General features: G+C 40.7%; 21 protein-coding genes and 1 pseudogene. 21 read left to right on the top strand and 1 reads right to left on the bottom strand.

Features of this window, described 5'->3' with window-relative positions; genetic code table 11:
- Window positions 1–3: 3 nt before the first annotated feature.
- Genes ACGHCK_RS07075 through ACGHCK_RS07065 form a run of 3 tightly spaced genes read left to right on the top strand, consistent with a single transcriptional unit; the run spans window position 4 to window position 3,927 of the window.
- Window positions 4–2,268 (top strand): glycoside hydrolase family 65 protein, encoded by a 2,265-nt coding sequence (locus tag ACGHCK_RS07075; protein ID WP_251420680.1) that lies wholly within the window; start codon window positions 4–6, stop codon window positions 2,266–2,268.
- Window positions 2,261–2,926 (top strand): beta-phosphoglucomutase, encoded by a 666-nt coding sequence (gene pgmB, locus ACGHCK_RS07070; protein ID WP_202230286.1) that lies wholly within the window; start codon window positions 2,261–2,263, stop codon window positions 2,924–2,926. The genes ACGHCK_RS07075 and pgmB overlap by 8 nt, the downstream gene beginning before the upstream one ends.
- Before the next feature lie 26 nt (window positions 2,927–2,952).
- Window positions 2,953–3,927, top strand: a complete 975-nt coding sequence (locus tag ACGHCK_RS07065; protein ID WP_251420678.1) for a LacI family DNA-binding transcriptional regulator — start codon at window positions 2,953–2,955, stop codon at window positions 3,925–3,927.
- Window positions 3,928–4,086: 159 nt separating this feature from the next.
- On the opposite strand, the gene ACGHCK_RS07060 is transcribed toward ACGHCK_RS07065, so the two are convergent.
- The gene (locus tag ACGHCK_RS07060; RefSeq protein ID WP_251420676.1) at window positions 4,087–4,305 is read right to left on the bottom strand and encodes a hypothetical protein; all 219 of its coding nucleotides are present in this window, start codon (window positions 4,303–4,305) and stop codon (window positions 4,087–4,089) included.
- A gap of 283 nt (window positions 4,306–4,588) precedes the next feature.
- Between ACGHCK_RS07060 and ACGHCK_RS07055 the strand changes: the two genes are divergently transcribed.
- The 18 genes and pseudogenes from ACGHCK_RS07055 to ACGHCK_RS06970 all read left to right on the top strand — a co-directional run bounded on the left by ACGHCK_RS07055 (window position 4,589) and on the right by ACGHCK_RS06970 (window position 21,218).
- The gene (locus tag ACGHCK_RS07055; RefSeq protein ID WP_237459927.1) at window positions 4,589–5,257 is read left to right on the top strand and encodes a response regulator transcription factor; all 669 of its coding nucleotides are present in this window, start codon (window positions 4,589–4,591) and stop codon (window positions 5,255–5,257) included.
- 5 nt (window positions 5,258–5,262) lie between these two features.
- On the top strand, window positions 5,263–6,663 hold the full coding sequence (locus ACGHCK_RS07050) for a sensor histidine kinase (RefSeq protein WP_202230290.1): 1,401 nt from the start codon (window positions 5,263–5,265) through the stop codon (window positions 6,661–6,663).
- Window positions 6,664–6,730: 67 nt separating this feature from the next.
- Entirely contained in the window at window positions 6,731–8,473 is a 1,743-nt protein-coding gene (locus ACGHCK_RS07045) for a 1-deoxy-D-xylulose-5-phosphate synthase (protein WP_251420674.1), read from the top strand.
- A gap of 8 nt (window positions 8,474–8,481) precedes the next feature.
- Window positions 8,482–8,748, top strand: coding sequence for a membrane protein insertion efficiency factor YidD (gene yidD, locus ACGHCK_RS07040; RefSeq protein ID WP_251420672.1), 267 nt, complete (start codon window positions 8,482–8,484; stop codon window positions 8,746–8,748).
- Window positions 8,749–8,949: 201 nt separating this feature from the next.
- Window positions 8,950–9,732 carry an ABC transporter ATP-binding protein gene (locus tag ACGHCK_RS07035; protein ID WP_251420670.1) on the top strand — a complete coding sequence of 261 codons (783 nt, stop codon included), beginning with the start codon at window positions 8,950–8,952 and terminating at the stop codon, window positions 9,730–9,732.
- Window positions 9,722–10,672, top strand: a pseudogene (locus ACGHCK_RS07030) (FecCD family ABC transporter permease). Before ACGHCK_RS07035 ends, ACGHCK_RS07030 begins: the two are co-directional and overlap by 11 nt.
- Window positions 10,669–11,607, top strand: a complete 939-nt coding sequence (locus ACGHCK_RS07025) for a FecCD family ABC transporter permease (protein WP_202230295.1) — start codon at window positions 10,669–10,671, stop codon at window positions 11,605–11,607. The pseudogene ACGHCK_RS07030 and the gene ACGHCK_RS07025 overlap by 4 nt, the downstream one beginning before the upstream one ends.
- A gap of 12 nt (window positions 11,608–11,619) precedes the next feature.
- A complete protein-coding gene (locus ACGHCK_RS07020) occupies window positions 11,620–12,561 on the top strand; it encodes an iron-hydroxamate ABC transporter substrate-binding protein (RefSeq protein WP_271328006.1) in 942 nt (313 codons plus the stop codon).
- Between the two features lie 533 nt (window positions 12,562–13,094).
- Entirely contained in the window at window positions 13,095–13,535 is a 441-nt protein-coding gene (locus ACGHCK_RS07015; RefSeq protein WP_394304518.1) for a MarR family winged helix-turn-helix transcriptional regulator, read from the top strand.
- A complete protein-coding gene (locus tag ACGHCK_RS07010) occupies window positions 13,535–14,512 on the top strand; it encodes a beta-ketoacyl-ACP synthase III (protein ID WP_251420664.1) in 978 nt (325 codons plus the stop codon). Before ACGHCK_RS07015 ends, ACGHCK_RS07010 begins: the two co-directional genes overlap by 1 nt.
- Window positions 14,513–14,599: 87 nt before the next feature.
- On the top strand, window positions 14,600–14,821 hold the full coding sequence (locus ACGHCK_RS07005) for an acyl carrier protein (protein ID WP_202230300.1): 222 nt from the start codon (window positions 14,600–14,602) through the stop codon (window positions 14,819–14,821).
- Between the two features lie 95 nt (window positions 14,822–14,916).
- Window positions 14,917–15,840 (top strand): ACP S-malonyltransferase, encoded by a 924-nt coding sequence (gene fabD / locus ACGHCK_RS07000; RefSeq protein WP_251420662.1) that lies wholly within the window; start codon window positions 14,917–14,919, stop codon window positions 15,838–15,840.
- 77 nt (window positions 15,841–15,917) lie between these two features.
- The gene (gene fabG / locus ACGHCK_RS06995; protein WP_251420660.1) at window positions 15,918–16,649 is read left to right on the top strand and encodes a 3-oxoacyl-[acyl-carrier-protein] reductase; all 732 of its coding nucleotides are present in this window, start codon (window positions 15,918–15,920) and stop codon (window positions 16,647–16,649) included.
- 56 nt (window positions 16,650–16,705) lie between these two features.
- The gene (fabF, locus tag ACGHCK_RS06990; protein ID WP_251420658.1) at window positions 16,706–17,923 is read left to right on the top strand and encodes a beta-ketoacyl-ACP synthase II; all 1,218 of its coding nucleotides are present in this window, start codon (window positions 16,706–16,708) and stop codon (window positions 17,921–17,923) included.
- 92 nt (window positions 17,924–18,015) lie between these two features.
- The gene (gene accB, locus ACGHCK_RS06985; RefSeq protein WP_202230304.1) at window positions 18,016–18,492 is read left to right on the top strand and encodes an acetyl-CoA carboxylase biotin carboxyl carrier protein; all 477 of its coding nucleotides are present in this window, start codon (window positions 18,016–18,018) and stop codon (window positions 18,490–18,492) included.
- Window positions 18,493–18,506: 14 nt separating this feature from the next.
- On the top strand, window positions 18,507–18,941 hold the full coding sequence (gene fabZ, locus ACGHCK_RS06980) for a 3-hydroxyacyl-ACP dehydratase FabZ (protein ID WP_251420656.1): 435 nt from the start codon (window positions 18,507–18,509) through the stop codon (window positions 18,939–18,941).
- A gap of 197 nt (window positions 18,942–19,138) precedes the next feature.
- Entirely contained in the window at window positions 19,139–20,503 is a 1,365-nt protein-coding gene (locus ACGHCK_RS06975; RefSeq protein ID WP_251420654.1) for an acetyl-CoA carboxylase biotin carboxylase subunit, read from the top strand.
- A gap of 424 nt (window positions 20,504–20,927) precedes the next feature.
- Entirely contained in the window at window positions 20,928–21,218 is a 291-nt protein-coding gene (locus ACGHCK_RS06970) for a WXG100 family type VII secretion target (RefSeq protein ID WP_202231601.1), read from the top strand.
- The last annotated feature ends 13 nt before the right edge of the window (window positions 21,219–21,231 follow it).

Below are 21,231 nucleotides of genomic sequence, written 5' to 3'. Positions count from 1 at the left end.
AATATGAAAAAAATCAATAGAATCATGGAAGTTGACCCTTGGTTAATCCAGTCAAATACATTGGAAAAAGAAGAACGCCGTTTGCAGGAGTCCTTGACTTCGCTTGGTAATGGCTATATGGGAATGCGCGGAAATTTTTCTGAAAAATATTCAGGGGATCACCATCAAGGTACCTATATTGCAGGGGTTTGGTTCCCTGATAAAACGCGTGTTGGCTGGTGGAAAAATGGCTATCCTGAATATTTTGGCAAAGCCATTAATGCGATGAATTTCTCTGGTGTTTCTGTCTTCATCGACGGGGAAGAAGTGGATTTGTATACAGATACTATCAAAAACTTCCATATTGCTCTAGATATGCAAAAAGGAACACTCTCTTACCATTATGAAAAATCAGGTGTAGCTGTATCTGTTGAGCGCTTTTTATCTATTGTTCATCCTGAGTTGGCCGTCTTTTCTTTCCGTTTCAAGAGCTTGGATGGCAAGGCACATACGATTCGAACTGAGTCCTTTATCGATGCAGATGTGCACAATGAAGATTCGAATTATGAAGAAAAATTCTGGGCTGTTTTAGACAAAGGGGAAAACCATGCAGGTTCGTATATTGCCAGCCAAACGGTGCCTAATCCTTTTGGTGTGGAACAATTTACGGTGCTCGCAGGCCAAAGCTTCAAAGGCGATCTTCAAGCGACAGGGCAGGAACTTGAAGATGAAAAAGTTCTTGATTTTCATGAAGCTGTCTTAGAGCAGGAAAAACTGCATTTTGAAAAGCGTGTCCTTGTTTTGACTAGCCGTGACTATGCAGACCTCACAGAGATGAAAGCTGCCTTATTTGAGTTAGAACAAGTAATAAAAGAAAAGAGTTATGCGCAACTCTTACAGGAACACGTGCAAGCTTGGGCTAAACGCTGGGCGCTTGCTGATGTTGAAATCAAAGGTTCCGATCTCGCACAACAAGGGATTCGTTTTAACCTTTTCCAACTTTTTGCTACTTATTATGGGGAAGACGAACGTCTAAACATTGGTCCTAAAGGATTTACAGGGGAAAAATATGGAGGAGCAACTTATTGGGATACAGAGGCTTATGCTGTACCGCTCTACCTCGCTCTAGCGGATCAAAAGGTAACAGAAAATCTTCTGCGCTATCGTCATAAACAATTGCCCCAAGCACAGCACAACGCGAGACAGCAAGATTTGGCCGGTGCCCTCTACCCAATGGTAACTTTTACAGGAGTAGAATGTCATAACGAGTGGGAAATAACCTTTGAGGAAATTCATCGTAACGGTGCTATTGCCTATGCCATCTATAACTATACCAACTATACAGGAGATGAAACTTACCTGGCTCATGAAGGTTTAGAAGTTCTGGTTGAAATTGCTCGCTTTTGGGCGGATCGTGTCCACTATTCAGAACGCAAAAAAGCTTACATGATCCATGGTGTGACTGGCCCAAATGAATATGAAAACAACATCAATAATAATTGGTATACCAATACACTGGCCAGCTGGGTTTTGGCTTATACATTAGAAAGCTTGGAAAAGTATCCTCGTCCAGATTTAGCTGTGTCAGCAGATGAGTTGGCAAAATGGAAAGACATCATTGCTCACATGTACTACCCAGAAGATGAGGAGCTAGGAATTTTTGTCCAACATGATGGTTTCTTGGATAAGGACTTGACGCCAGTAGCTGAGCTGGAACCTGAACATTTGCCTTTGAATCAAAACTGGTCTTGGGATAGAATCTTGCGTTCCCCATATATCAAGCAAGCTGATGTTTTGCAAGGGATTTACTTCTTTGGGGATCGCTATAGTCTAGAAGAAAAGCGCCGTAATTTTGATTTCTACGAGCCCCTAACCGTTCATGAAAGCTCGCTTTCGCCTTCGATTCATGCTATTTTGGCTGCCGAGCTTGGCATGGAAGATAAGGCCGTAGAAATGTATGAGCGTACAGCACGCTTAGACTTGGACAACTATAACAATGACACAGAGGACGGCTTACACATTACTTCAATGACAGGCTCTTGGCTGGCTATTGTCCAAGGTTTTGCTCAAATGAAAACTTGGAATGGTCAATTGAGCTTTGCACCTTTCCTTCCGAAAGCTTGGGAATCTTACAGTTTCCACATCAATTACCGGGGACGTTTGCTCAAAGTTAGCGTGGGTGAAAAGTTAGTGCTTGAGTTGCTTAAAGGTGATGCGATAGAGCTTGAAGTTTACGGAGAAAAAGTGCATCTGAAAGATACATATGAAACAGAGGTGAAGCATGTTTAAAGCTGTATTATTTGACTTAGATGGTGTGATTACAGATACTGCCGAGTACCATTTTCAGGCTTGGAAAGCCTTGGCTGAGGAGTTGGGAATTTCAGGCGTCGACAGGACATTCAATGAGCAGTTGAAAGGGGTATCTCGAGAAGATTCACTCAGAAAAATATTGGAGCTTGGGGGGAAAGTAGAGGACTATGGGCCTGAAGCCTTTGCTCAGCTTGCTAAACAAAAAAATGACAATTATGTTCAAATGATTCAAAAAGTGGGACCAAACGATGTCTATCCGGGGATTCTTGCTTTATTAGAAAATTTGCGTGAAAAAGATATCAAGATTGCACTGGCTTCTGCCTCGAAAAACGGGCCCTTTCTTCTCGAAGCACTGGGTTTAAGCTCGTATTTTGATGCGATTGCTGATCCAGCAAAGGTTGCTTTTTCTAAACCAGCACCAGATATCTTCTTGGCTGCCGCTGCTGGAGTAGACGTGCCAATCAGTGCTTGTATCGGGATTGAGGATGCACAGGCCGGTATTTCAGCCATAAAGGCTGCTGGTGCTGTACCTGTCGGTGTAGGTTCTCCCGAAGAATTAGGAACAGATATCGCCCTCGTTCCAGATACAAGCGCTTTGTCTCTTGAATTATTGACAAAAGTTTGGGAGAATAGGTAGAAGAGAGTAGAGTCAGGAGATAAAAGATGGCCGTTACCATAAAAGACGTCGCAAAAAGAGCTGGGGTCAACGCTTCAACTGTTAGCCGCGTGCTCAAAGACAGTCCGGAAATTAGTGAAAAGACCAAAGTTAAAGTAAGAAAAGCCATGCAAGAGCTAGGCTACACGCGTAATGTAGCGGCCCAGATTTTAGCTTCAGGAAAATCAAATACTATTGGTGTTGTCTTTCCACCTGTTGAAGACAAGTCCAACCAGCCTTTCTACATGAAAGTCCTCACTTCTATTAATGAGACGGCACGCAAATACGATGTTTCAATCGCTGTTGTAACGGGATACAAGGAAAGCGAGCTCAAACAGCAAGTTGCCTTGATGTATTCTGAAAAACGCGTGGATGGCTTTATCGTACTTTACGCTGGACAAACGGACAGTGTACGAGACTATCTCTTGGATAAGAAAATTCCTTTCGTACTCCTCGGTACGCCAACTGAGAAACAAAATGAAATTACCCATGTGGATAATGATAATGTCTTAATGGGCCAAGAAGCAGCACGGTACTTGATAGACTTAGGACATGATGAGATTTCTTTTGTAACAGATACTAAAGATGGTGAAGTTTTTAAAGAGCGCTATCAAGGGTATCAAAATGAGATGTTAAAGAGTAAAAGGCAGCCCAAATTGCTTGTTTTTGACGAAAACATGTCCCTACAAACAGAGACAGGACTAGTGGTTATGGATGAGGTTGTAGCACTTAAGGTCATTGCCCGTTTAGCGGAGCAGGGACTCAAAGTTCCTGAAGATGTCAGTGTAATTACCTATAACAACTCTGCCTTTTCAACCATCGTTCATCCTTACCTGACAACTTTTGACATCAATATTGTTCGACTTGGTGCTGCGACTGTCGAGAAGTTTCTGGCTTTAACGCAGAATAAGGAAGGGTTTCACGATAAAACAATTATTCCGTTTGAGCTTATCTTGCGAGAAAGCACAGAGCGAAAAAAATAAGGTGAAGGATAAAATACTCAAAGCGATGGTGAACAGACCTTCCGTTTTGAGTATTTTTCTCACTCTAACGCTTGTATTATTTCCCTTGGCTTTTATATTTTAGGAGAAACAAGGGGGAACCGCCTTATGTCGTGTGCTGCAAGAGGGGAGAGGAAGAGATTAAATGAAACCAGAATAAGACGTTTGATGTTGGGGTACATAAGCTTGGCTTTTAGCGATTTTAATCGACAGCCGATAAGCATTGCTTAAGAGAAGCTTTATGTTAAGGTGCTTGTTTGCGCTTATGACTACTGCAACTGCGGCACCAACAACAAGAAGGTTTTTGTCAAAAAGAGTAGCGAAGACCCCACCATGACGTATTCGCTTTTTCGTTTTCATAAGGGTTTGAGCGGATGGGAAATGGCGTTCATTTTTGCGCGGAATCCTGATGAGGGGTGTTTCACTCCTATTTATTCGCTAGAAAAACAGTTGAAAAGACATTTTCTTTGGAGAGCAAGCTCAATCTCTGTCTCTTTTTTACTTGAACGACAATAAAAGGTGCCAACCTAGATACTTTTAGCTTTAAATAAGAAAAAAAGGTCATAATAGTGTAAAATAAAGGGAAGGGACGGAGAAACGTTGAATAAATGGTTCTCCCGTTAATATAAGAAAGATGGATACGATGATTAAGATATTATTAGTTGAAGATGACCTCTCTTTGTCAAAATCAGTTTATGATTTTTTGAAATCTTTTGCTGAAGTAAAGCAGGTCTTTGACGGTGAAGAGGGACTTTATGAGGCAGAAATGGGCATCTATGATTTAATTCTTTTGGATTTGATGTTGCCTGAAAAGGATGGTTTTGAAGTTCTGAAAGAACTCCGGGATCAAAAAATTGATACACCTGTGTTGATTATGACAGCAAAAGAGTCATTGGACGATAAGATGCATGGCTTTGATATTGGAGCAGATGACTACTTGACCAAGCCCTTCTATCTCGACGAGTTGAAGGCACGTATTCAGGCTCTTTTGAAGCGCACAGGAAAGCTTGAAGATGCTAACGGACTTTCCTATGGCAATGTGCGCTTAAATCTGACGAACAAGTCAGCTTTTGTTGATGATACACCTGTAGAGTTGATAGGCAAGGAGTTTGACCTTGTCGTTTATCTGATGCAGAACCAAAACGTTATTTTACCCAAGGAGCAAATTTTTGACCGGATTTGGGGATTTGACAGTGATACGACAGTGACTGTAGTTGAAGTATATATGAGTAAAATCCGTAAAAAACTGAAAGATACTGACTTTGCCCAAAATCTAGCTACCTTGCGTAATGTCGGCTATATTTTACGGTAATCCTTATGAAAAAGATAATAGAAAAAATAAAATCGATGCCAATTGTGAAAAATGATGGGAAAAATTTCCTTCATTTTTTTCTAGATTTCACCATTATTTTCTTTGCGCTGACAGTCATTATTCTTCAAGTCTTGACCAGTGGAGTATATAAGTCAACAGATCAAAATTTACGTGATTTAGCGGCCAATCCAGATATTCTTAGGGCCTTAGCGCTTAATCAAGCGGGAATAAGTCAGGGGACCTTTGAAATTAATCAAGGCAGCTACAGTCCTACAAACAGTATCGTGATGTATGATGCTGAGGGAAATATATTAGGCCCTGCTGGTGCAATAGATGTCAGCAAGACAACGGGGAAAAGCCAGCAGCAGATTATCACAGTTGATGTGGTTCGCTATCAGCTTGAAAAAGTAGCAAAGTTAGATAAGGATGCTGTTGGACAGATTAAGTCCATCTCGATTAGAAATCCTTATGGGGCGGATTGGCATTATCGCTATATCACGCTATCTCTGCCACAATCAACTGTATCAGAAGAAAATAGCGTGGCTTATATCCAAGTCTTTAGTAACGTCGATCAGCTCCAGGATAGCCTGAGCCGGAGTAATTTTATTATCATTACAACGATGGTGATGTTCTGGTTTATCTCTGTTATTATCAGCCTGTACTTGGCAAACTGGACCTTACGACCTGTGATGGTGGCCTATGAAAAGCAGAAAGCTTTTGTGGAAAATGCCAGCCACGAGTTGAGAACGCCTCTTGCCATTTTACAAAACCGACTGGAGTTACTTTTCCAAAATCCCAATGCGACAATCATCGAAGAATCAGAAAACATTTCGGAGAGTCTATCTGAAGTTCGAAACATGCGCTTGCTGACAAGTAATCTTCTTAACATGGCGCGTCAAGATAATAACATCAAAATAAGTCCAGAAGCCACGGATAAAGAATTTTTTGAAGCAATTTTTAGTAACTATCAGCTCTTGGCAGAAAGTTCTGATAAAACTCTGAAAACTTCTTTAAAATTTGACGGAAGTCTGAGCTTGGATCAGAGTCTTGTCAAACAGCTTTTGACGATTCTCTTTGATAATGCCATGAAATATACGGGCGAAGATGGTGAAATTCAAGTAGATGTCCAAAAAAATGGTTCGACCCTTATACTAAGTGTGGCAGATAATGGTGAAGGAATCAGTGCTGGAGATAAGAAGAAGATATTTGATCGTTTTTATCGTGTGGATAAGGCGAGAACACGTCAAAAAGGCGGACTGGGACTTGGTCTTTCCTTGGCACAGCAAATCGCTGAGGCCCATAATGGACGAATAACTGTTGAGGACAATCCTCCGAGGGGAACAAAATTTGTTGTTCGATTACGTACAAGCCCATCTCTAAAATCAGCAAAAGTGAGTAAAAAATAATAGAATAGAGTGAGAACTTATCCGCTATGGATAAGTAAAAATAAAAATAAGCAAGAAAGAAACAACAATGACTATTTTAGATAAAGTAAAAACACCAGCAGACATAAAAAAGTTTAGTCGATCAGAGCTGACAGAGCTTGCTGCTGATATTCGGGGAGCTGTGTTGAATAAAGTGAGTAAGATTGGTGGCCACACAGGACCTAATCTTGGTGTTGTTGAACTGACGATTGCCTTGCACAAGGTCTTTCATTCACCTGTGGATAAATTTGTTTGGGATGTTAGTCATCAAACTTATCCCCACAAAATTCTGACGGGGCGTAAACATGGCTTTGAGGATGGGCATTTCTATGACATTACAGGTTATACCAGTCAAGAGGAGTCTGAACACGACTTCTTTACTGTGGGGCATACTTCAACTTCTGTTGCTAATGCTCTTGGGCTTGCTAAAGCACGTGATTTGACCGATGGACAAGGAAACATTATTGCTATTTTAGGGGACGGCTCACTTTCTGGTGGTTTGGCCTTAGAAGCGATCAGTAACGCAGGAGCCTATAATCAAAACTTTATCCTTATCCTCAATGACAACCAAATGTCAATTGCAGAAAACCATGGAGGGCTTTATAAGGGGCTCGCTGAGTTGCGTGAGACGAATGGTCAATCTCCAAATAATATGTTCAAAGCTTTTGGACTAGATTATAAATATTTGGCGGAAGGGAATAATCTTGATGCTTTGATTTCCCTTTTTGAAGAAGTGAAGGATATCACACACCCGATTGTTTTACATATTAACACTGAAAAAGGTCATGGTTATCAGCCGGCCATTGATATGAAGGAAGCTTTTCACTGGCGTTCACCTTTCAACTTAGAAGACGGCTCATTGAAAAATAGTCGTGAGACGAAAAACTATACAAGAATTATTCTCGACTATATGGAGGAAAAAGTCTCCGAAGGCATGCCGCTTGTCGCTGTGAATGGTGGCATACCAATGATTAATAATCTTAAGGAATTTGCTGAAAAGCATCCAGAAAATTATGTTGATGCCGGCATAGCTGAGCAGTATGTCACAACATTTGGAGGTGCGGTTGCAGCTGGCGGCGCTCGTGCAATGATATTCCACAGTTCAACATTTATGCAGCGCGCTTACGATCAGTTTTTACACGATTTGGCTATCAATAAAGAGCCGGCTGTAGTTATTGTAAAGTCTGCTTCCATTTCGGGTTCTGATAAAACGCATCAGGGCAGCTTTGCGATAGGAATGCTTTCAAACATTCCAGATTTGGTCTATTTGGCGCCTACAAGCGAAGAAGAGCTGCTTGCGATGTTGGATTGGTCGCTCACTCAAAAAGAAAGTCCAGTGATTTTGCAAATTCCAGAACACGGGGTAGAGAACCGGCCTTCAAGTTTGGTTGACTTTAGCAAAGCACAGTATGAGATTGTTCGAAAAGGGACAGAAGTAGCAATTTTAGCACTTGGCGGACTCTTTAGTCATGGTCAGAAAGTGATGGATGCCCTCGAAAAGTTAGATATAAAAGCAACATTAATCAATCCTTTGTTTGTCGCTGATTTGGATAAGGAAACTTTGGAAAAATTAACGGCTGACCACAGTGTGTTTGTGACTATAGAAGATGGTGTAGTTGATGGTGGATTCGGTCAAAAAGTTGCCGGATATCTTGGAAAATTTGGTGTTAAAACACTGAACTATGGCGCGGCCAAAGAGTTTAATGACTCTGTTGCTATAAAAGAACTCTATGACCGCTACCATCTTACGCCAGAGCTTATGGTTGCAGATATTTTAGAAGCTTTAAAATAAAGGGGAAAATGAAAAAAATATTAGTTAAGACTGTCCATGGTTACCAGAGATTCGTTTCTCCCCTTCTGCCCCCAGCTTGTCGCTATTATCCGACATGTTCGAACTATATGATTCAAGCTATCGAAAAGCATGGGGCAGCAAAGGGGATTGCGATGGGCTCAGCGCGTCTTTTACGTTGCCATCCTTTTTGCAAGCCGGGCTATGATTTAGTCCCTGACAAGTTTTCTTTAAGAAGAAATTACGAGATTCCGGAAGAAGGAACAAAGGAGTCTTAGAACATTTGATCTCACCAGAGTTGAAAGAGTAACCAGTAACCTTCAGGCTATAGAACCTGAGGGTTTTTCTTTTCCTCTTAATTTTAAAATAATCGAGAAATTACTTGTTAACTTTTGTAAAGTATGTTTTAATGGGGTATGTAAAAAGTATTTGACATTATTAGCGTTATAGAGTGACTAGAGCTAAAAGGAAAAAAACTCATGTATTTTGGGGTAAAAAACTTAAATGTATATTATGGGAAAAAGCAGGTTTTAAAAGACGTATCCTTAGAAATTGAGCAGGGGAAGACCACTGCGATTATCGGAGTAAATGGTTCAGGAAAATCAACCTTGCTGAAAGCCTTGGGTCGTTTAATAAAGTACGAGGGAGAAGTTATTTATAAGGATGAGCGTCTAACAAACTGGAATAATTTAGAAATTGCTAAGATATTAACCTTGCTGCCACAAGCGCTGCAGGTGCCGAGTGACATCACGGTGTATGAATTGGTAAGTCTGGGTCGCTTTCCTCACCAAAAGCTCACACAGCAGAGTTTATCTGAAACAGATAGGACATTTATCAAGCAGGTCATGCAGGAAACAGAAGTTTGGGGCTTACGGAATCAACACGTTGAACAGCTTTCTGGCGGACAACGTCAAAGGGTCTTTATTACGATGATTTTGGCCCAGGACAGTGAAATCATTCTGCTGGATGAGCCAACAACATATCTTGATCTCCTGCACCAACTGGATATACTGAAATTATTAAAACGCTTTGCTGCGAAGAGGGAAAAGACAGTTGTTTATGTGATTCATGACTTGAACCATGCTGCACGTTTTGCAGATAATATGGTTATTGTCAAAGAAGGGAAGATTTTTGCTTCGGGGCCTGTAGAAGAGCTATTCACAGAAGAAGTCATTCACGAGAGTTTTGGTTTACAGGTTCGGCTGGGGCGAGATCTTTTTTGTCAATCTTTGATGATTACAGGGGTAAAAAATGAAGATTAGGAAGTTTTCTCATCAGATTGTTTTTATCCTTATTTTGCTGATTGTTCTGTCTGTGCTTTACCTTATGCTGGGCGAGCAAAACTATAGTTTGAGCCAATTTTGGCGAGAAAGTATTGTTTTACAGTTGCGTGTGCCTCGTCTACTTGCTCTATTTTTTGTGGGAATCCTTTTATCAAGTAGTGGGCTCTTAGTTCAAACTATGACGGGTAATCCCATTGCTGAGATATCCACATTGGGGATATCGGGAGGTGCGAGTTTTGCGCTTGCCTTGCTTTTGGTATTTAAACTTTCAACTGGTGGCTAGCTGGGTACAGCGATAGCCAGTCTCGGCGCACTTATAGCACTGGTCGTAGTTGCTTTCTTAACTGTAAAAAGTAAATTTCAGCCGATGAAAGTTGTACTTGTAGGAACCTCTGTAGGACTGTTTGCTACAAGTCTTGCGAGTATCTTGACTTTTTATAGTAAAAATATGCAGTCGTATTTTTTGTGGATTGTTGGTTCATTCTCAGGGATTACACTTTTAAAGTTAGAAATTTTGATGGTGGTGACGGCTGTCTTTATCTGCTTAATTTTGCTTTTTGCTAATCAAATAAGACTGCTGGCACTTGGTGAAGAGATGGCAACGAGCCTTGGCGTATCAGTAAATAGATTGAGATTGTTGATTATGGGGATGGTGGCTTTAGCGAGTGGTGTGACCGTTTCAAGTGTAGGGGTGATTAGTTTTGTTGGATTGGTGGCGCCGCATTTAGCAGGACGACTTGTGGGAAGCCATTTTTTGAAGAAACTCCTTATGTCTAATTTACTAGGGATTTTACTTCTGCTTATTTCCGATACGTTGGCCCGGAATTTATTTAAACCCTATGAGTTTCCAGCCGGGAGTTTGACATTGGTCGTTGGAGCAATCTTCTTTATCTACACAATGAGTCAGGAGGAAAAATGAAAAAGAAATTTTTACTTTTGATTCTTACTTTACTTGCATTGATTATTATCGATTTGACATATTTTTCTACAGATTGGCCATTGCTTTCTATACTTGTTCCGCAATTTAGGCTGCCACGTATGTTGGCTGTCCTCATTGCGGCGGTCGCTTTGTCGATGGCTGGTCTCATCATTCAAACCACAGTGGACAATCCTCTGGCTGATGCTGGAACTTTAGGGATTACTAGTGGCGCAAGCGCAGGGGCTGTTTCTTTTCTCCTCATCAGTCAGTGGTTGAAACTCTCCGGAATTTGGCTTTTTATGTATCCTCTCTTTGCTTCACTAGGAGCTCTGTTTGCGTTTGTCTTACTTCACCAGCTTGCTTTAAAGAGAAATGCGAGTAATGTTCGCGTACTGCTCATTGGACTTGGGATTACAGCTCTTTTTCAAGCCTTGATTACCTTGATGCAACTGACCATTAACCGCTTTGATTTTCAGCAAGTTGCAATCTGGCTGTCTGGGGACGTTTGGCAAACTAGTCAGGCCTTTCTTGCTTTTACATGTTTTTTATTGCTTATTGGTCTTACTATCCTATATTTTTACAGAAAAAAATTGGAGGTACTAAGTCTTGGTGAAGAAATGGCGACAAGTCTTGGTTTGGACGTCAAGAAAAGTAAAATGCAATTTTATATACTGGCTTTACTTTTTGCCTCAATTGGTGTCTTGCTGGTCGGAGGACTGGCCTTCATTGGCCTGATTGCCCCACATATAGCGCGTGAGCTTGTTGGTTTTGAAAGCAAGAAACGTTCTTTGGCAACAGCAGTTGTAGCCATGATTATTTTACTCTTAGCGGATAGCCTATCACAGACGATCATTGCACCGTCAAGTTTACCTCTTGGTTTTATGGTCGCGCTCATCGGTGCGCCCTACTACATATACTTAATACAAAAAATTTGAAAGAGGAGTTGTATGAAACATCTTAAATTATTTTCTTTAACTTTAGCAGCATTAGGACTTTTAGGGCTTTCTGCCTGTTCGAGCTTAGATATATCACAGTCAAAAGAAGAGGAAAAAGTAACTTTTGCAGCTTCGAATGGAGAAGTAGAAGTACCTGCTCACCCTGAACGTATCGCTGTACAAAACTATCCTGATGATATCGTAACATTAGGAGGAAATGTAGTGGGAACAGATTCATGGGCCTTTCCAAACCCTTACCTCTCAAAGAAACAAAAAGAGAATATGGTAGATTTAGGCTCCCCAAGTTTTAATCTGGAAAAACTCATTGCTCAGAAACCAGACTTGATTGTGACTGTGGATAAAAGTCAAGTTTCAGATTATGAAAAGATAGCTCCCACCGTTCTGGTTAACTACCAAGAGGTGAACACTATGGATAAATCCTTGAACTTCTTTGCTAAACTTCTCAACCGTGAAAACGAAAAGGAAGCATTTATCAAAAAATTTGATAAAAAAGCGGAGGCACAAAGAGAAAAACTTAAAAATCATGGCATAGACCCAGCAAAGTCAAGAATTTCTTTATTAGAATTGCAGGGTGATAAAATCTATGCTTATGGAGATAACTTTGCCCGTGGTGGGCAAGCATTAACCCGTGGCCTAGGTTTTCAAAAGTCATCCAAGATGACAGAGTTATCTGAGGGAATGGGATATGCGGAAGTTAATGCTGAAAGCTTAAAAGACTTTGATGCAGATTATATATTTGTAGATTTTAAAAATGCAGATAGGGCGCAGTATGAAGCACTTCAAAAAAATCCTGTCTGGAAAAATCTAAAGGCAGTTAAAGAAGGACATGTCGTTACGATGGATTATGACAAGGTGTATTTCTTTGGGGGTCCGACAGCATCAATGGAGCAACTTTCCGACTATACTGAAGCACTCATTCGTCAAACCGAATAATGAAGACAAAGCTGGCTCTTGGATGATTTTCCAAGAGTTTTTTATACAAAATGTAAAAAAGTTATCAAAACGTCAACTTTTGTGTTAAAGACAGTTCAAATTTGGAAAAGGTAGAGAATATTTAACTTTTATTTTGTTATAATAAAATTAAGCACAAGTAGACGAGACGAAAAGTTCAAAGCAATAGAAGTGCGTTAAAGTCTTCTGAGAAAGAAAAATATTTGAGAAAGTTGACAGATAAAAGGTTCTTATTTTTTTATCCGCAATTATTTGGGAGCCTTAAAATCGTGGAGGAGTTGAGTGCTCGGGTTCACGGCAAATACACGAAAGACATTTTTGATAGAAGATGAGCCGTTTTGAGTGAGGTTTCGCGGCTTTTAAGGATGAAATAGGCTGGGTAATTTTGTCGCCTTCTCATAATTTTTTTCATGCCTTGTCATATCTCAAACTACTTAGCACTTGCAAATTATTTTTATTATGGTACAATTTTGTATTGTAAATGGTTTGCATCATCAAAATATCAGGACGTACAAATGAAAACAGATTTTGACAAAATTAATGAATGGTTGATTCAACTTTTCCACGATTTCATGAACTTAGAAGAACAGTTCTTGAAGGATTCCGATTATCCAGATGTGACTGTGAAAGAGCTTCAACAACTGACACTTATCCATACTTTAGGAACTTGCCGAGCTACGGATATTGCTAAGAACCAAAAGATGGCCCTTTCCACAATTACCATTACACTTAATCGCTTGGAAATTAAGGGATATATTAGACGTGAGCGCTCAGACCGTGATCGGCGTGTGGCTCATGTCGTTTTGACAGAAAAGGGTAAAGCGCTTTGTGCCTCACATAGTGAGTTTTTCCGTCAGATTTCCGAAAAACTTATGTCAAGTGTTTATGGGACAACGGAGAACAAACTTGCAGGTGAGCTTGAAGAACTACACAAGTCATTGGAGAATATGAAATAATGCCTTTCGCTAAAATTACCCAAGTGGCACACTATGTGCCCGAAAATATTGTGTCAAATGATGATTTGGCAAAAATCATGGACACGAGTGACGAGTGGATTTATTCACGGACGGGTATTAAGCAGCGACACATTACAGTTGACGAAAATACCAGTGATTTGGCTGCTAAAGTTGGCGAACAGTTACTCCTTCAAGCTGATTTGTCAGCGGATCAAATTGACTTTATCATTGTGGCAACGATATCTCCAGATGGCAGTATGCCGAGTACGGCAGCATTGGTTCAGTCAAAAATTGGTGCACATCGTGCTTTTGCTTATGATTTGACAGCAGCTTGTTCGGGATTTGTTTTCGCTTTATCCACTGCTGAGAAACTGATTGCAGGTGGCTACACACGTGGTATGGTTATTGGGGCAGAAGTCTTGTCTAAGTCATTAGACTGGTCAGACCGTTCCACGGCCGTTCTTTTTGGTGATGGTGCAGGGGGAGTTCTTTTGGAAAACACAGGAACAAAACCTTTGATTATCGCTGAACATTTACGCACAGATGGATCAAGAGGAAATTCGCTTACCTCTAATCACTTAGAACTCCGTCCAGGCCTTTTAGCCGGCCCAAAACCTGTTGCAGAGTTTATTAAAATGGACGGGCGTGCTATCTTTGATTTTGCGGTTCGTGATGTTCCGCAAAATATCCAAGAAACCTTAGAAAAAGCAAACTTGAAGCCAGAAGATATTGACTATTTTTTGTTGCATCAGGCTAACTCTCGAATTTTGGATAAAATGGCTAAGAAGCTAGGTGCTGAACGGAGTAAATTCCTACAGAACATGCAGGACTATGGTAACACAAGTGCAGCATCTATACCTATTCTCTTGTCAGAATCCGTAAAAAATGGTAAACTTTCTTTGGACAAAAATTCTAAAATTGTCCAAACTGGTTTTGGTGGCGGCCTCACTTGGGGCACACTTATTGTCAATCTTTAAACGAGAGAGACAAGTTTTAAATTTGGTTATACGAGTGATTTATCACGCTATAATATATATATTTTCTACACATTAAGGAGAAATACAATGGCAGTATTTGAAAAAGTACAAGACATCATCGCTGATGAACTCGGCAAAGAAAAAGAAGAAGTAACACTCGAAACTTCATTTGAAGAACTCGATGCGGACTCACTTGACCTTTTCCAAATTATTAATGATATTGAAGATGAGTTTGATGTTGAAGTAGATACAGAAGCAGACATGAAAACTGTTGCTGATCTCGTAAAATATGTCGAAGCTCAACAATAAACGGAATAATGGGGTGAAAGCCCCGTTTTTCACTTGTGATAAATTTTGAAAATTAGGAAGTGTCACAAAAATTAAATTTTGTGAAATTAAAAAATATGAAAACAGCATTTCTTTTTTCTGGTCAAGGCGCTCAAAAGCTGGGAATGGCTAAGGACCTTTTTGATGAATTTGACATTGTCAGAGAAACTTTTGATCAGGCAAGTCAAGTCTTGGGTTATGACCTTCGTGACTTAATTGATAATGATGAAGCAAAACTCAACGAAACACAACATACCCAACCAGCCATTTTAACAACGTCTGTAGCGATCCTTCGCTTACTTTCAGAGAAGGGCATTCAACCAGACCTTGTGGCCGGTCTTTCTCTAGGGGAGTACTCTGCATTAGTAGCCAGTGGTGCGCTAGGTTTTGCAGAAGCTGTTGCTTTGGTTGCAAAACGTGGTCAATATATGACTGAAGCTGCGCCAACAGGATCAGGTAAAATGGTTGCTGTGATGAATACAGAAGCTGCTTTGATCGAAGAAATTTGTGAACAAGCATCAGAGCGTGGGATTGTAAGTCCAGCCAACTATAACACCCCTGCACAGATCGTTATTGGTGGTCAAGCCGAAGCTGTTAATTACGCTGTGGAACTTCTGAAAGAAGCTGGTGTGAAACGTATGATTGAGCTGAAAGTATCTGGTCCTTTCCATACAGCCCTTTTAAAACCCGCGAGCGAAAAGTTAGCCCAAGCACTTGAACATGTTCATTTTAACAACTTCAGCATGGCGCTTATCTCAAATACGACAGCCCAAGTGATGCAGCAGTCAGAGATAAAAGTACTCCTCACGCGTCAAGTGATGGAGCCGGTACGTTTCTACGAGTCTATTGAAACAATGAAAGAACTCGGCGTACAACGCTTTATTGAAGTTGGACCTGGTAAAGTTCTTTCTGGTTTTATTAAAAAAATAGACAAGGAAGCCAGCTTTACCAATGTTGAAGATCTTGCCTCATTCAAGGCTTTGATGGCAGAAGAAGCTTAAGCTTATGAAATAAGTGAGAGTTGTCACTGTAGAACTTGGTTTGAGAGCAATTAAAAATCATAAGAACAGGAAAAATAATGGAAATTAAAAATAAAAATGTCTTTGTGACGGGCTCAACACGTGGTATTGGTAAGGCGATTGCCTTGCAGTTTGCGCAAGCTGGTGCGAACGTGATTATCAATGGACGTTCAGCTATTTCTGAATCCCTCTTGTCAGAGTTCACTTCTTTTGGTGTTAAGGCGGTCGGCGTATCTGGCGATATTTCGCAAGCTGATGATGCCAAACGTATGGTTGCAGAAGCAGTTGATGCTTTAGGCTCAGTTGATGTTCTGGTCAATAATGCGGGAATAACTCGTGATGGTTTATCATTGAAAATGAGCGAAGAAGATTTTGAAGCCGTTTTGAAAGTAAACCTCACAGGTGCTTTCAATATGACACAAGCTGTTTTGAAGCCAATGACACGTGCGAGAGAAGGCGCAATTATTAATATTACTTCCGTGGTCGGCTTAATTGGTAATGCGGGCCAAGCCAACTATGCAGCTTCAAAAGCTGGATTGATTGGTTTGACAAAATCAATTGCGCGTGAAGTGGCTGGGCGTAATGTACGTGTCAATGCTGTAGCACCGGGCTTTATTGATTCAGATATGACGGAAGTTCTTTCAGATAAAGTCAAGGATGCAATGAAGGGCCAAATCCCAATGAAGCGTTTTGGTCAACCAGAAGAAGTCGCTACAGTCGTGAAATTCCTTGCAGAGCAAGAATACATGACAGGGCAAGTATTGTCTATTGACGGTGGCATGGTCATGTAGCCTTACACCAGATTAGTCTAAAAAGAAGTTTGTAACAAACTCCAAAGGAGAAAAAGATGAATCGTGTAGTCATTACAGGTTACGGTGTAACCAGTGCTATCGGTAATACACCAGAAGAATTTTGGAACAGCCTTAAGTCCGGTAAAACAGGTATCGGTCCAATTACGCGCTTTGATGCTGAAGCTACAGGTATTAGTGTGGCAGCTGAAGTCAAAGAATTTCCATTTGAAAAGCATTTTGAGAAAAAAGATGCCCGTCGTATGGATACTTTTTCACTTTATGCTGTCTATGCGGCTCTTGAAGCTATGGAAATGTCAGGCATAACTCCAGAGAACACAAATTACGATCGCTTAGGTTGTATCATGGCCTCAGGTATCGGTGGCTTGGAGCAAACACAAAAGAACTCACAAGCACTACTTAAAGGTCCACGTAAAGTAACACCACTTTATGTGCCATTGGCAATTGCCAACATGGCGACAGGTAATGTTGCCTTGCGTACTGGTGCGCATGGTGTATCGCGTGCTGAAGTTACAGCGTGCGCAGCAGGGGCAAACTCTATTGGTTCAGCTTTCCGTGAGATTAAACATGGTTATGCGGATGCTATTATCGCTGGTGGTGCTGAAGCTGCGATTTGTGAGCTTGGCATTGCTGGCTTTGCCAACTTGACTGCTTTGACAAAGGAGGCGGATCCTTCAATTGCTTGCCGTCCATTTGACAAGGACCGTTCGGGCTTTGTTATGGGTGAAGGTGCGGGTGTCTTGATTTTGGAAAATCTTGAACATGCACAAGCACGTGGTGCAAATATCTTAGCCGAAATTGTTGGTTATGGTAACACAAATGATGCCTATCATATGACAACACCATCAGGTGTTGGTGCTGAAAATGCGATAAAGCTTGCCTTAGAAGAAGCAGGTATTTCTGGAGCTGATGTGGACTATGTCAATGCACACGGGACATCAACACCTGCCAATGAAGAAACAGAAGCAAAAGCTATCCATAATGTTATTGGGGATAAAGCTTTGGTTTCATCGACAAAGGCTTTACATGGTCATGCTCTCGGAGCGACAGGAGCTATCGAAGCAGTAGCGACAGTACAAGCTATTTTAAATCAGTTTGCACCAGTGAATGCTGGAACAAAAGAATTGGACGAGGGCATGACAATCAATGTCGTTCTTGGTCAAGGCCAAGATGCTAAGATTAATTACGCATTGTCACAAGACTTTGGATTTGGTGGACACAATGCCGTATTGGCCTTTAAAAAATTCACAGATTAGTTTAAAAGAAAGATAAGCACTCTGCTTTCTTTCTCAGAGTCTAAGTGCACTTTAACCTAGGTTGTGGAAAAGAAAGCGAGCGGGATATAAGAATGAATATTAATGAAGTAAAAGAGTTGATGACACAGTTTGACGGTTCGAGTTTGCGTGAATTTTCTTGGCGTACAGCAGAAGGAGAACTGTCTTTCTCAAAAAATGAAAATAAAGTTCTTGCAGCAGCAGCTGAATCAGTCCTTCCAGAAGCAAAAGCAAGCGCGTTAGCACCTGTAAGCGAAAATCGCACAGAACTTGCGGTAGAAACAGAGCAGCGTGTGGAAGAAATCGCCACAGCAGAAGGCGAAGCAGTAACAAGTCCTTTGGTTGGTGTAGCTTACTTGCAACCTGCACCGGGCAAGCCTGAATTTGTTACTGTTGGAGATACAGTCAAAAAAGGCCAAACCTTACTTATCATTGAAGCAATGAAAGTCATGAACGAAATTCCAGCACCTAAAGATGGGGTAATCACTGAAATCATGGTCAATGCCGAGGATGTGGTTGAATTCGGTCAAGAATTAGTACGCATTAAATAAAGGAGCGGTAAAAAATGACAGAAGTAAATATTGACGTCACAAAAATTATGGAGGCATTGCCTCACCGTTATCCTTTTCTTTTAGTGGATCGTGTGATTGATATCGCGGATGATGAAATCACCGCCATCAAGAATGTGACGATTAACGAAGAATTTTTCCAAGGGCATTTTCCACAATATCCAGTAATGCCGGGTGTATTGATTATGGAAGCCTTGGCACAGGCTGCGGGTGTGTTGGAACTTTCAAAACCTGAAAACAAAGGAAAACTTGTTTTTTATGCTGGAATGGATAATGTAAAGTATAAAAAGCAGGTTGTTCCCGGAGATCAGCTGATCTTGCATGCTAAATTTATCAAACGTCGTGGACCGATTGCTGTTGTTGAAGCTGAGGCTAAGGTTGACGGTAAATTGGCTGCAAAAGGTACCTTAACTTTTGCTTTAGGCAAATAAAAAAATACAATCAATGCCACAGTTAGCCTGTGGCAACTTTTAAAAGTAAGTGTACTTTGAAGTTTCAAAGCTTTGGCTTAAATCCATCCAAGTTGGTTTTATACACCATAGGTCAAAAAGACAGAGAGACTGTCTTGATTTTACTTTTTTGCTGAGGAGAACCTTTGGAATAAGAGCCTGATAGGAGTTATCAAACTATGTTTAATAAAATTTTAATCGCTAATCGTGGTGAGATTGCTGTACGTATTATTCGTGCAGCACGAGAACTCGGTGTTGCTACTGTTGCCGTATACTCAGAAGCAGATCGTGATGCACTACATGTTGCGCTGGCAGATGAAGCCATTTGTATCGGTCCAGCTCGCGCAACAGAGTCTTATCTGAATATGAATAATATCCTAGAAGCAGCTGTTGCTACTGGAGCTCAAGCCATTCATCCAGGGTTTGGTTTTTTGAGTGAAAACTCAAAGTTTGCACGTCTTTGTGAGGAAATGAATATCAAATTTATCGGTCCTTCTGCCCAAGTCATGGATATGATGGGAGATAAAATTAACGCACGTGCAGAAATGGTCAAAGCAGGTGTTCCTGTAACGCCGGGTTCTGAAGGTGAAGTGTATACGAGTGAAGAAGCACTAACTTTAGCGAATAAAATCGGCTATCCTGTCATGCTGAAAGCATCAGCCGGTGGTGGCGGAAAAGGTATCCGTAAGGTCAGTAATGCTGAAGAACTCGTCCCCGCTTTTGAAGCAGCTACTGCTGAAGCCAAAGCAGCCTTTGGCAATGGTGCCATGTTTATCGAGCGAATGATTTTCCCCGCACGTCATATTGAGGTCCAAATCTTAGCAGACCAACATGGCAATGTTATTCACTTAGGAGAACGTGATTGTTCCCTCCAACGGAATAACCAGAAGGTTCTGGAGGAAAGTCCATCTGTCGCGATTGGACATACTTTACGAGAGCGCATCTGCCAAGCTGCTGTCAAAGCAGCAGCACATGTGAACTATGAAAACGCAGGAACCATTGAGTTCCTCTTGGACGAAACTTCAGGTGATTTCTTCTTCATGGAAATGAATACACGTGTGCAAGTTGAACATCCTGTAACCGAGTTTGTCTCAGGTGTGGATATTGTTAAGGAACAGATTCGAATTGCAGATGGTCAAGAACTTTCTGTGAAACAAGAAGATATTGAGTTCAAAGGACATGCTATTGAGTGCCGTATCAATGCAGAAAATCCTAAATTTAACTTTGCACCAAGCCCGGGTAAAATCACCAATCTGTTTTTACCAAGTGGCGGTGTAGGTTTACGTGTGGATTCAGCCATGTATACAGGCTACACCATCCCACCTTATTATGATTCAATGATTGCAAAAGTTATCGTTCATGGCGAAAATCGTTTTGAAGCTTTGATGAAAATGCAGCGTGCATTGATGGAATTTGATGTGGAAGGTTTAACAACCAATATTGACTTCCAACTGGAATTAATTTCAGATGATAATGTTATTGCCGGGGATTATGATACGAGCTTTTTAGCCAATACATTTTTGCCGGAGTATTTGGAAAAATGAGCAGAATAAAACAATACTGAGACGAGTGGTGAAGATAGAGTGATTTCAAAGCTATCTTCATCACTTTTTCTTTTACGCAATGTAAAGTGGAATGACTAAATTACAGCTATTCTAGATGCGCGTGTTCAGGTCTGAAAGTGAAGTTTATCACATGTTTTCTAGGTGTTCTGTTGATTATCATCCGGTTTTCTTTGATATAAAAACTGTTCTTACGCAGGTCGTAGCTAAGGTTTATAGCGAAAATGACTCCCGTTTTTCTTTGACAATTTATAAAAGAGAATGGTAAAATAATATTGTGAGAAAACGATACACTTTCTCATTTTTGTTCATCTGCTTTCATATAAAGCAGATACATCATGCCCCAATAAAGTAAGGTAATAATTTTTTAATTACATATATTATATTATTTTAAAGGAGAATGAAAATGGCAACAATTAGTGTTACACCTGAAGAACTGAAGCAACAAGCGCAAGTTTATATCCAATCTAAGGAAGAAATCGAACAAGCGATTCAACGTGTAAATTCGATGAATAGCACAATCGCGGAAGAGTGGAAAGGTCAAGCCTTCCAAGCTTACTTGGAACAGTACAACCAACTCTATCAAAATGTTCAAAAATTCGAAGAATTGCTAGAAAGTATTAATCAACAACTCAATAAATATGCGGACACAGTCGCAGAACGTGATGCACAAGATGCTCAAAGTTTTGGATTTTAAAAGTGAGCACCCT

The organism is Lactococcus muris (assembly GCF_042849115.1).
GTDB lineage: Bacteria > Bacillota > Bacilli > Lactobacillales > Streptococcaceae > Lactococcus > Lactococcus muris.
This window is presented reverse-complemented; position numbering and strand designations above follow the sequence as displayed.

What these genes read in the sequence shown, in the direction of transcription:
- ACGHCK_RS07075 (WP_251420680.1), top strand. Translation starts at nt 4, where the DNA reads ATGAAAAAAATCAATAGAATCATGGAAGTTGACCCTTGGTTAATCCAG.
- pgmB (WP_202230286.1), top strand. Translation starts at nt 2,261, where the DNA reads ATGTTTAAAGCTGTATTATTTGACTTAGATGGTGTGATTACAGATACT.
- ACGHCK_RS07065 (WP_251420678.1), top strand. Translation starts at nt 2,953, where the DNA reads ATGGCCGTTACCATAAAAGACGTCGCAAAAAGAGCTGGGGTCAACGCT.
- ACGHCK_RS07060 (WP_251420676.1), bottom strand. Translation starts at nt 4,305, where the DNA reads ATGAAAACGAAAAAGCGAATACGTCATGGTGGGGTCTTCGCTACTCTT.
- ACGHCK_RS07055 (WP_237459927.1), top strand. Translation starts at nt 4,589, where the DNA reads ATGATTAAGATATTATTAGTTGAAGATGACCTCTCTTTGTCAAAATCA.
- ACGHCK_RS07050 (WP_202230290.1), top strand. Translation starts at nt 5,263, where the DNA reads ATGAAAAAGATAATAGAAAAAATAAAATCGATGCCAATTGTGAAAAAT.
- ACGHCK_RS07045 (WP_251420674.1), top strand. Translation starts at nt 6,731, where the DNA reads ATGACTATTTTAGATAAAGTAAAAACACCAGCAGACATAAAAAAGTTT.
- yidD (WP_251420672.1), top strand. Translation starts at nt 8,482, where the DNA reads ATGAAAAAAATATTAGTTAAGACTGTCCATGGTTACCAGAGATTCGTT.
- ACGHCK_RS07035 (WP_251420670.1), top strand. Translation starts at nt 8,950, where the DNA reads ATGTATTTTGGGGTAAAAAACTTAAATGTATATTATGGGAAAAAGCAG.
- ACGHCK_RS07025 (WP_202230295.1), top strand. Translation starts at nt 10,669, where the DNA reads ATGAAAAAGAAATTTTTACTTTTGATTCTTACTTTACTTGCATTGATT.
- ACGHCK_RS07020 (WP_271328006.1), top strand. Translation starts at nt 11,620, where the DNA reads ATGAAACATCTTAAATTATTTTCTTTAACTTTAGCAGCATTAGGACTT.
- ACGHCK_RS07015 (WP_394304518.1), top strand. Translation starts at nt 13,095, where the DNA reads ATGAAAACAGATTTTGACAAAATTAATGAATGGTTGATTCAACTTTTC.
- ACGHCK_RS07010 (WP_251420664.1), top strand. Translation starts at nt 13,535, where the DNA reads ATGCCTTTCGCTAAAATTACCCAAGTGGCACACTATGTGCCCGAAAAT.
- ACGHCK_RS07005 (WP_202230300.1), top strand. Translation starts at nt 14,600, where the DNA reads ATGGCAGTATTTGAAAAAGTACAAGACATCATCGCTGATGAACTCGGC.
- fabD (WP_251420662.1), top strand. Translation starts at nt 14,917, where the DNA reads ATGAAAACAGCATTTCTTTTTTCTGGTCAAGGCGCTCAAAAGCTGGGA.
- fabG (WP_251420660.1), top strand. Translation starts at nt 15,918, where the DNA reads ATGGAAATTAAAAATAAAAATGTCTTTGTGACGGGCTCAACACGTGGT.
- fabF (WP_251420658.1), top strand. Translation starts at nt 16,706, where the DNA reads ATGAATCGTGTAGTCATTACAGGTTACGGTGTAACCAGTGCTATCGGT.
- accB (WP_202230304.1), top strand. Translation starts at nt 18,016, where the DNA reads ATGAATATTAATGAAGTAAAAGAGTTGATGACACAGTTTGACGGTTCG.
- fabZ (WP_251420656.1), top strand. Translation starts at nt 18,507, where the DNA reads ATGACAGAAGTAAATATTGACGTCACAAAAATTATGGAGGCATTGCCT.
- ACGHCK_RS06975 (WP_251420654.1), top strand. Translation starts at nt 19,139, where the DNA reads ATGTTTAATAAAATTTTAATCGCTAATCGTGGTGAGATTGCTGTACGT.
- ACGHCK_RS06970 (WP_202231601.1), top strand. Translation starts at nt 20,928, where the DNA reads ATGGCAACAATTAGTGTTACACCTGAAGAACTGAAGCAACAAGCGCAA.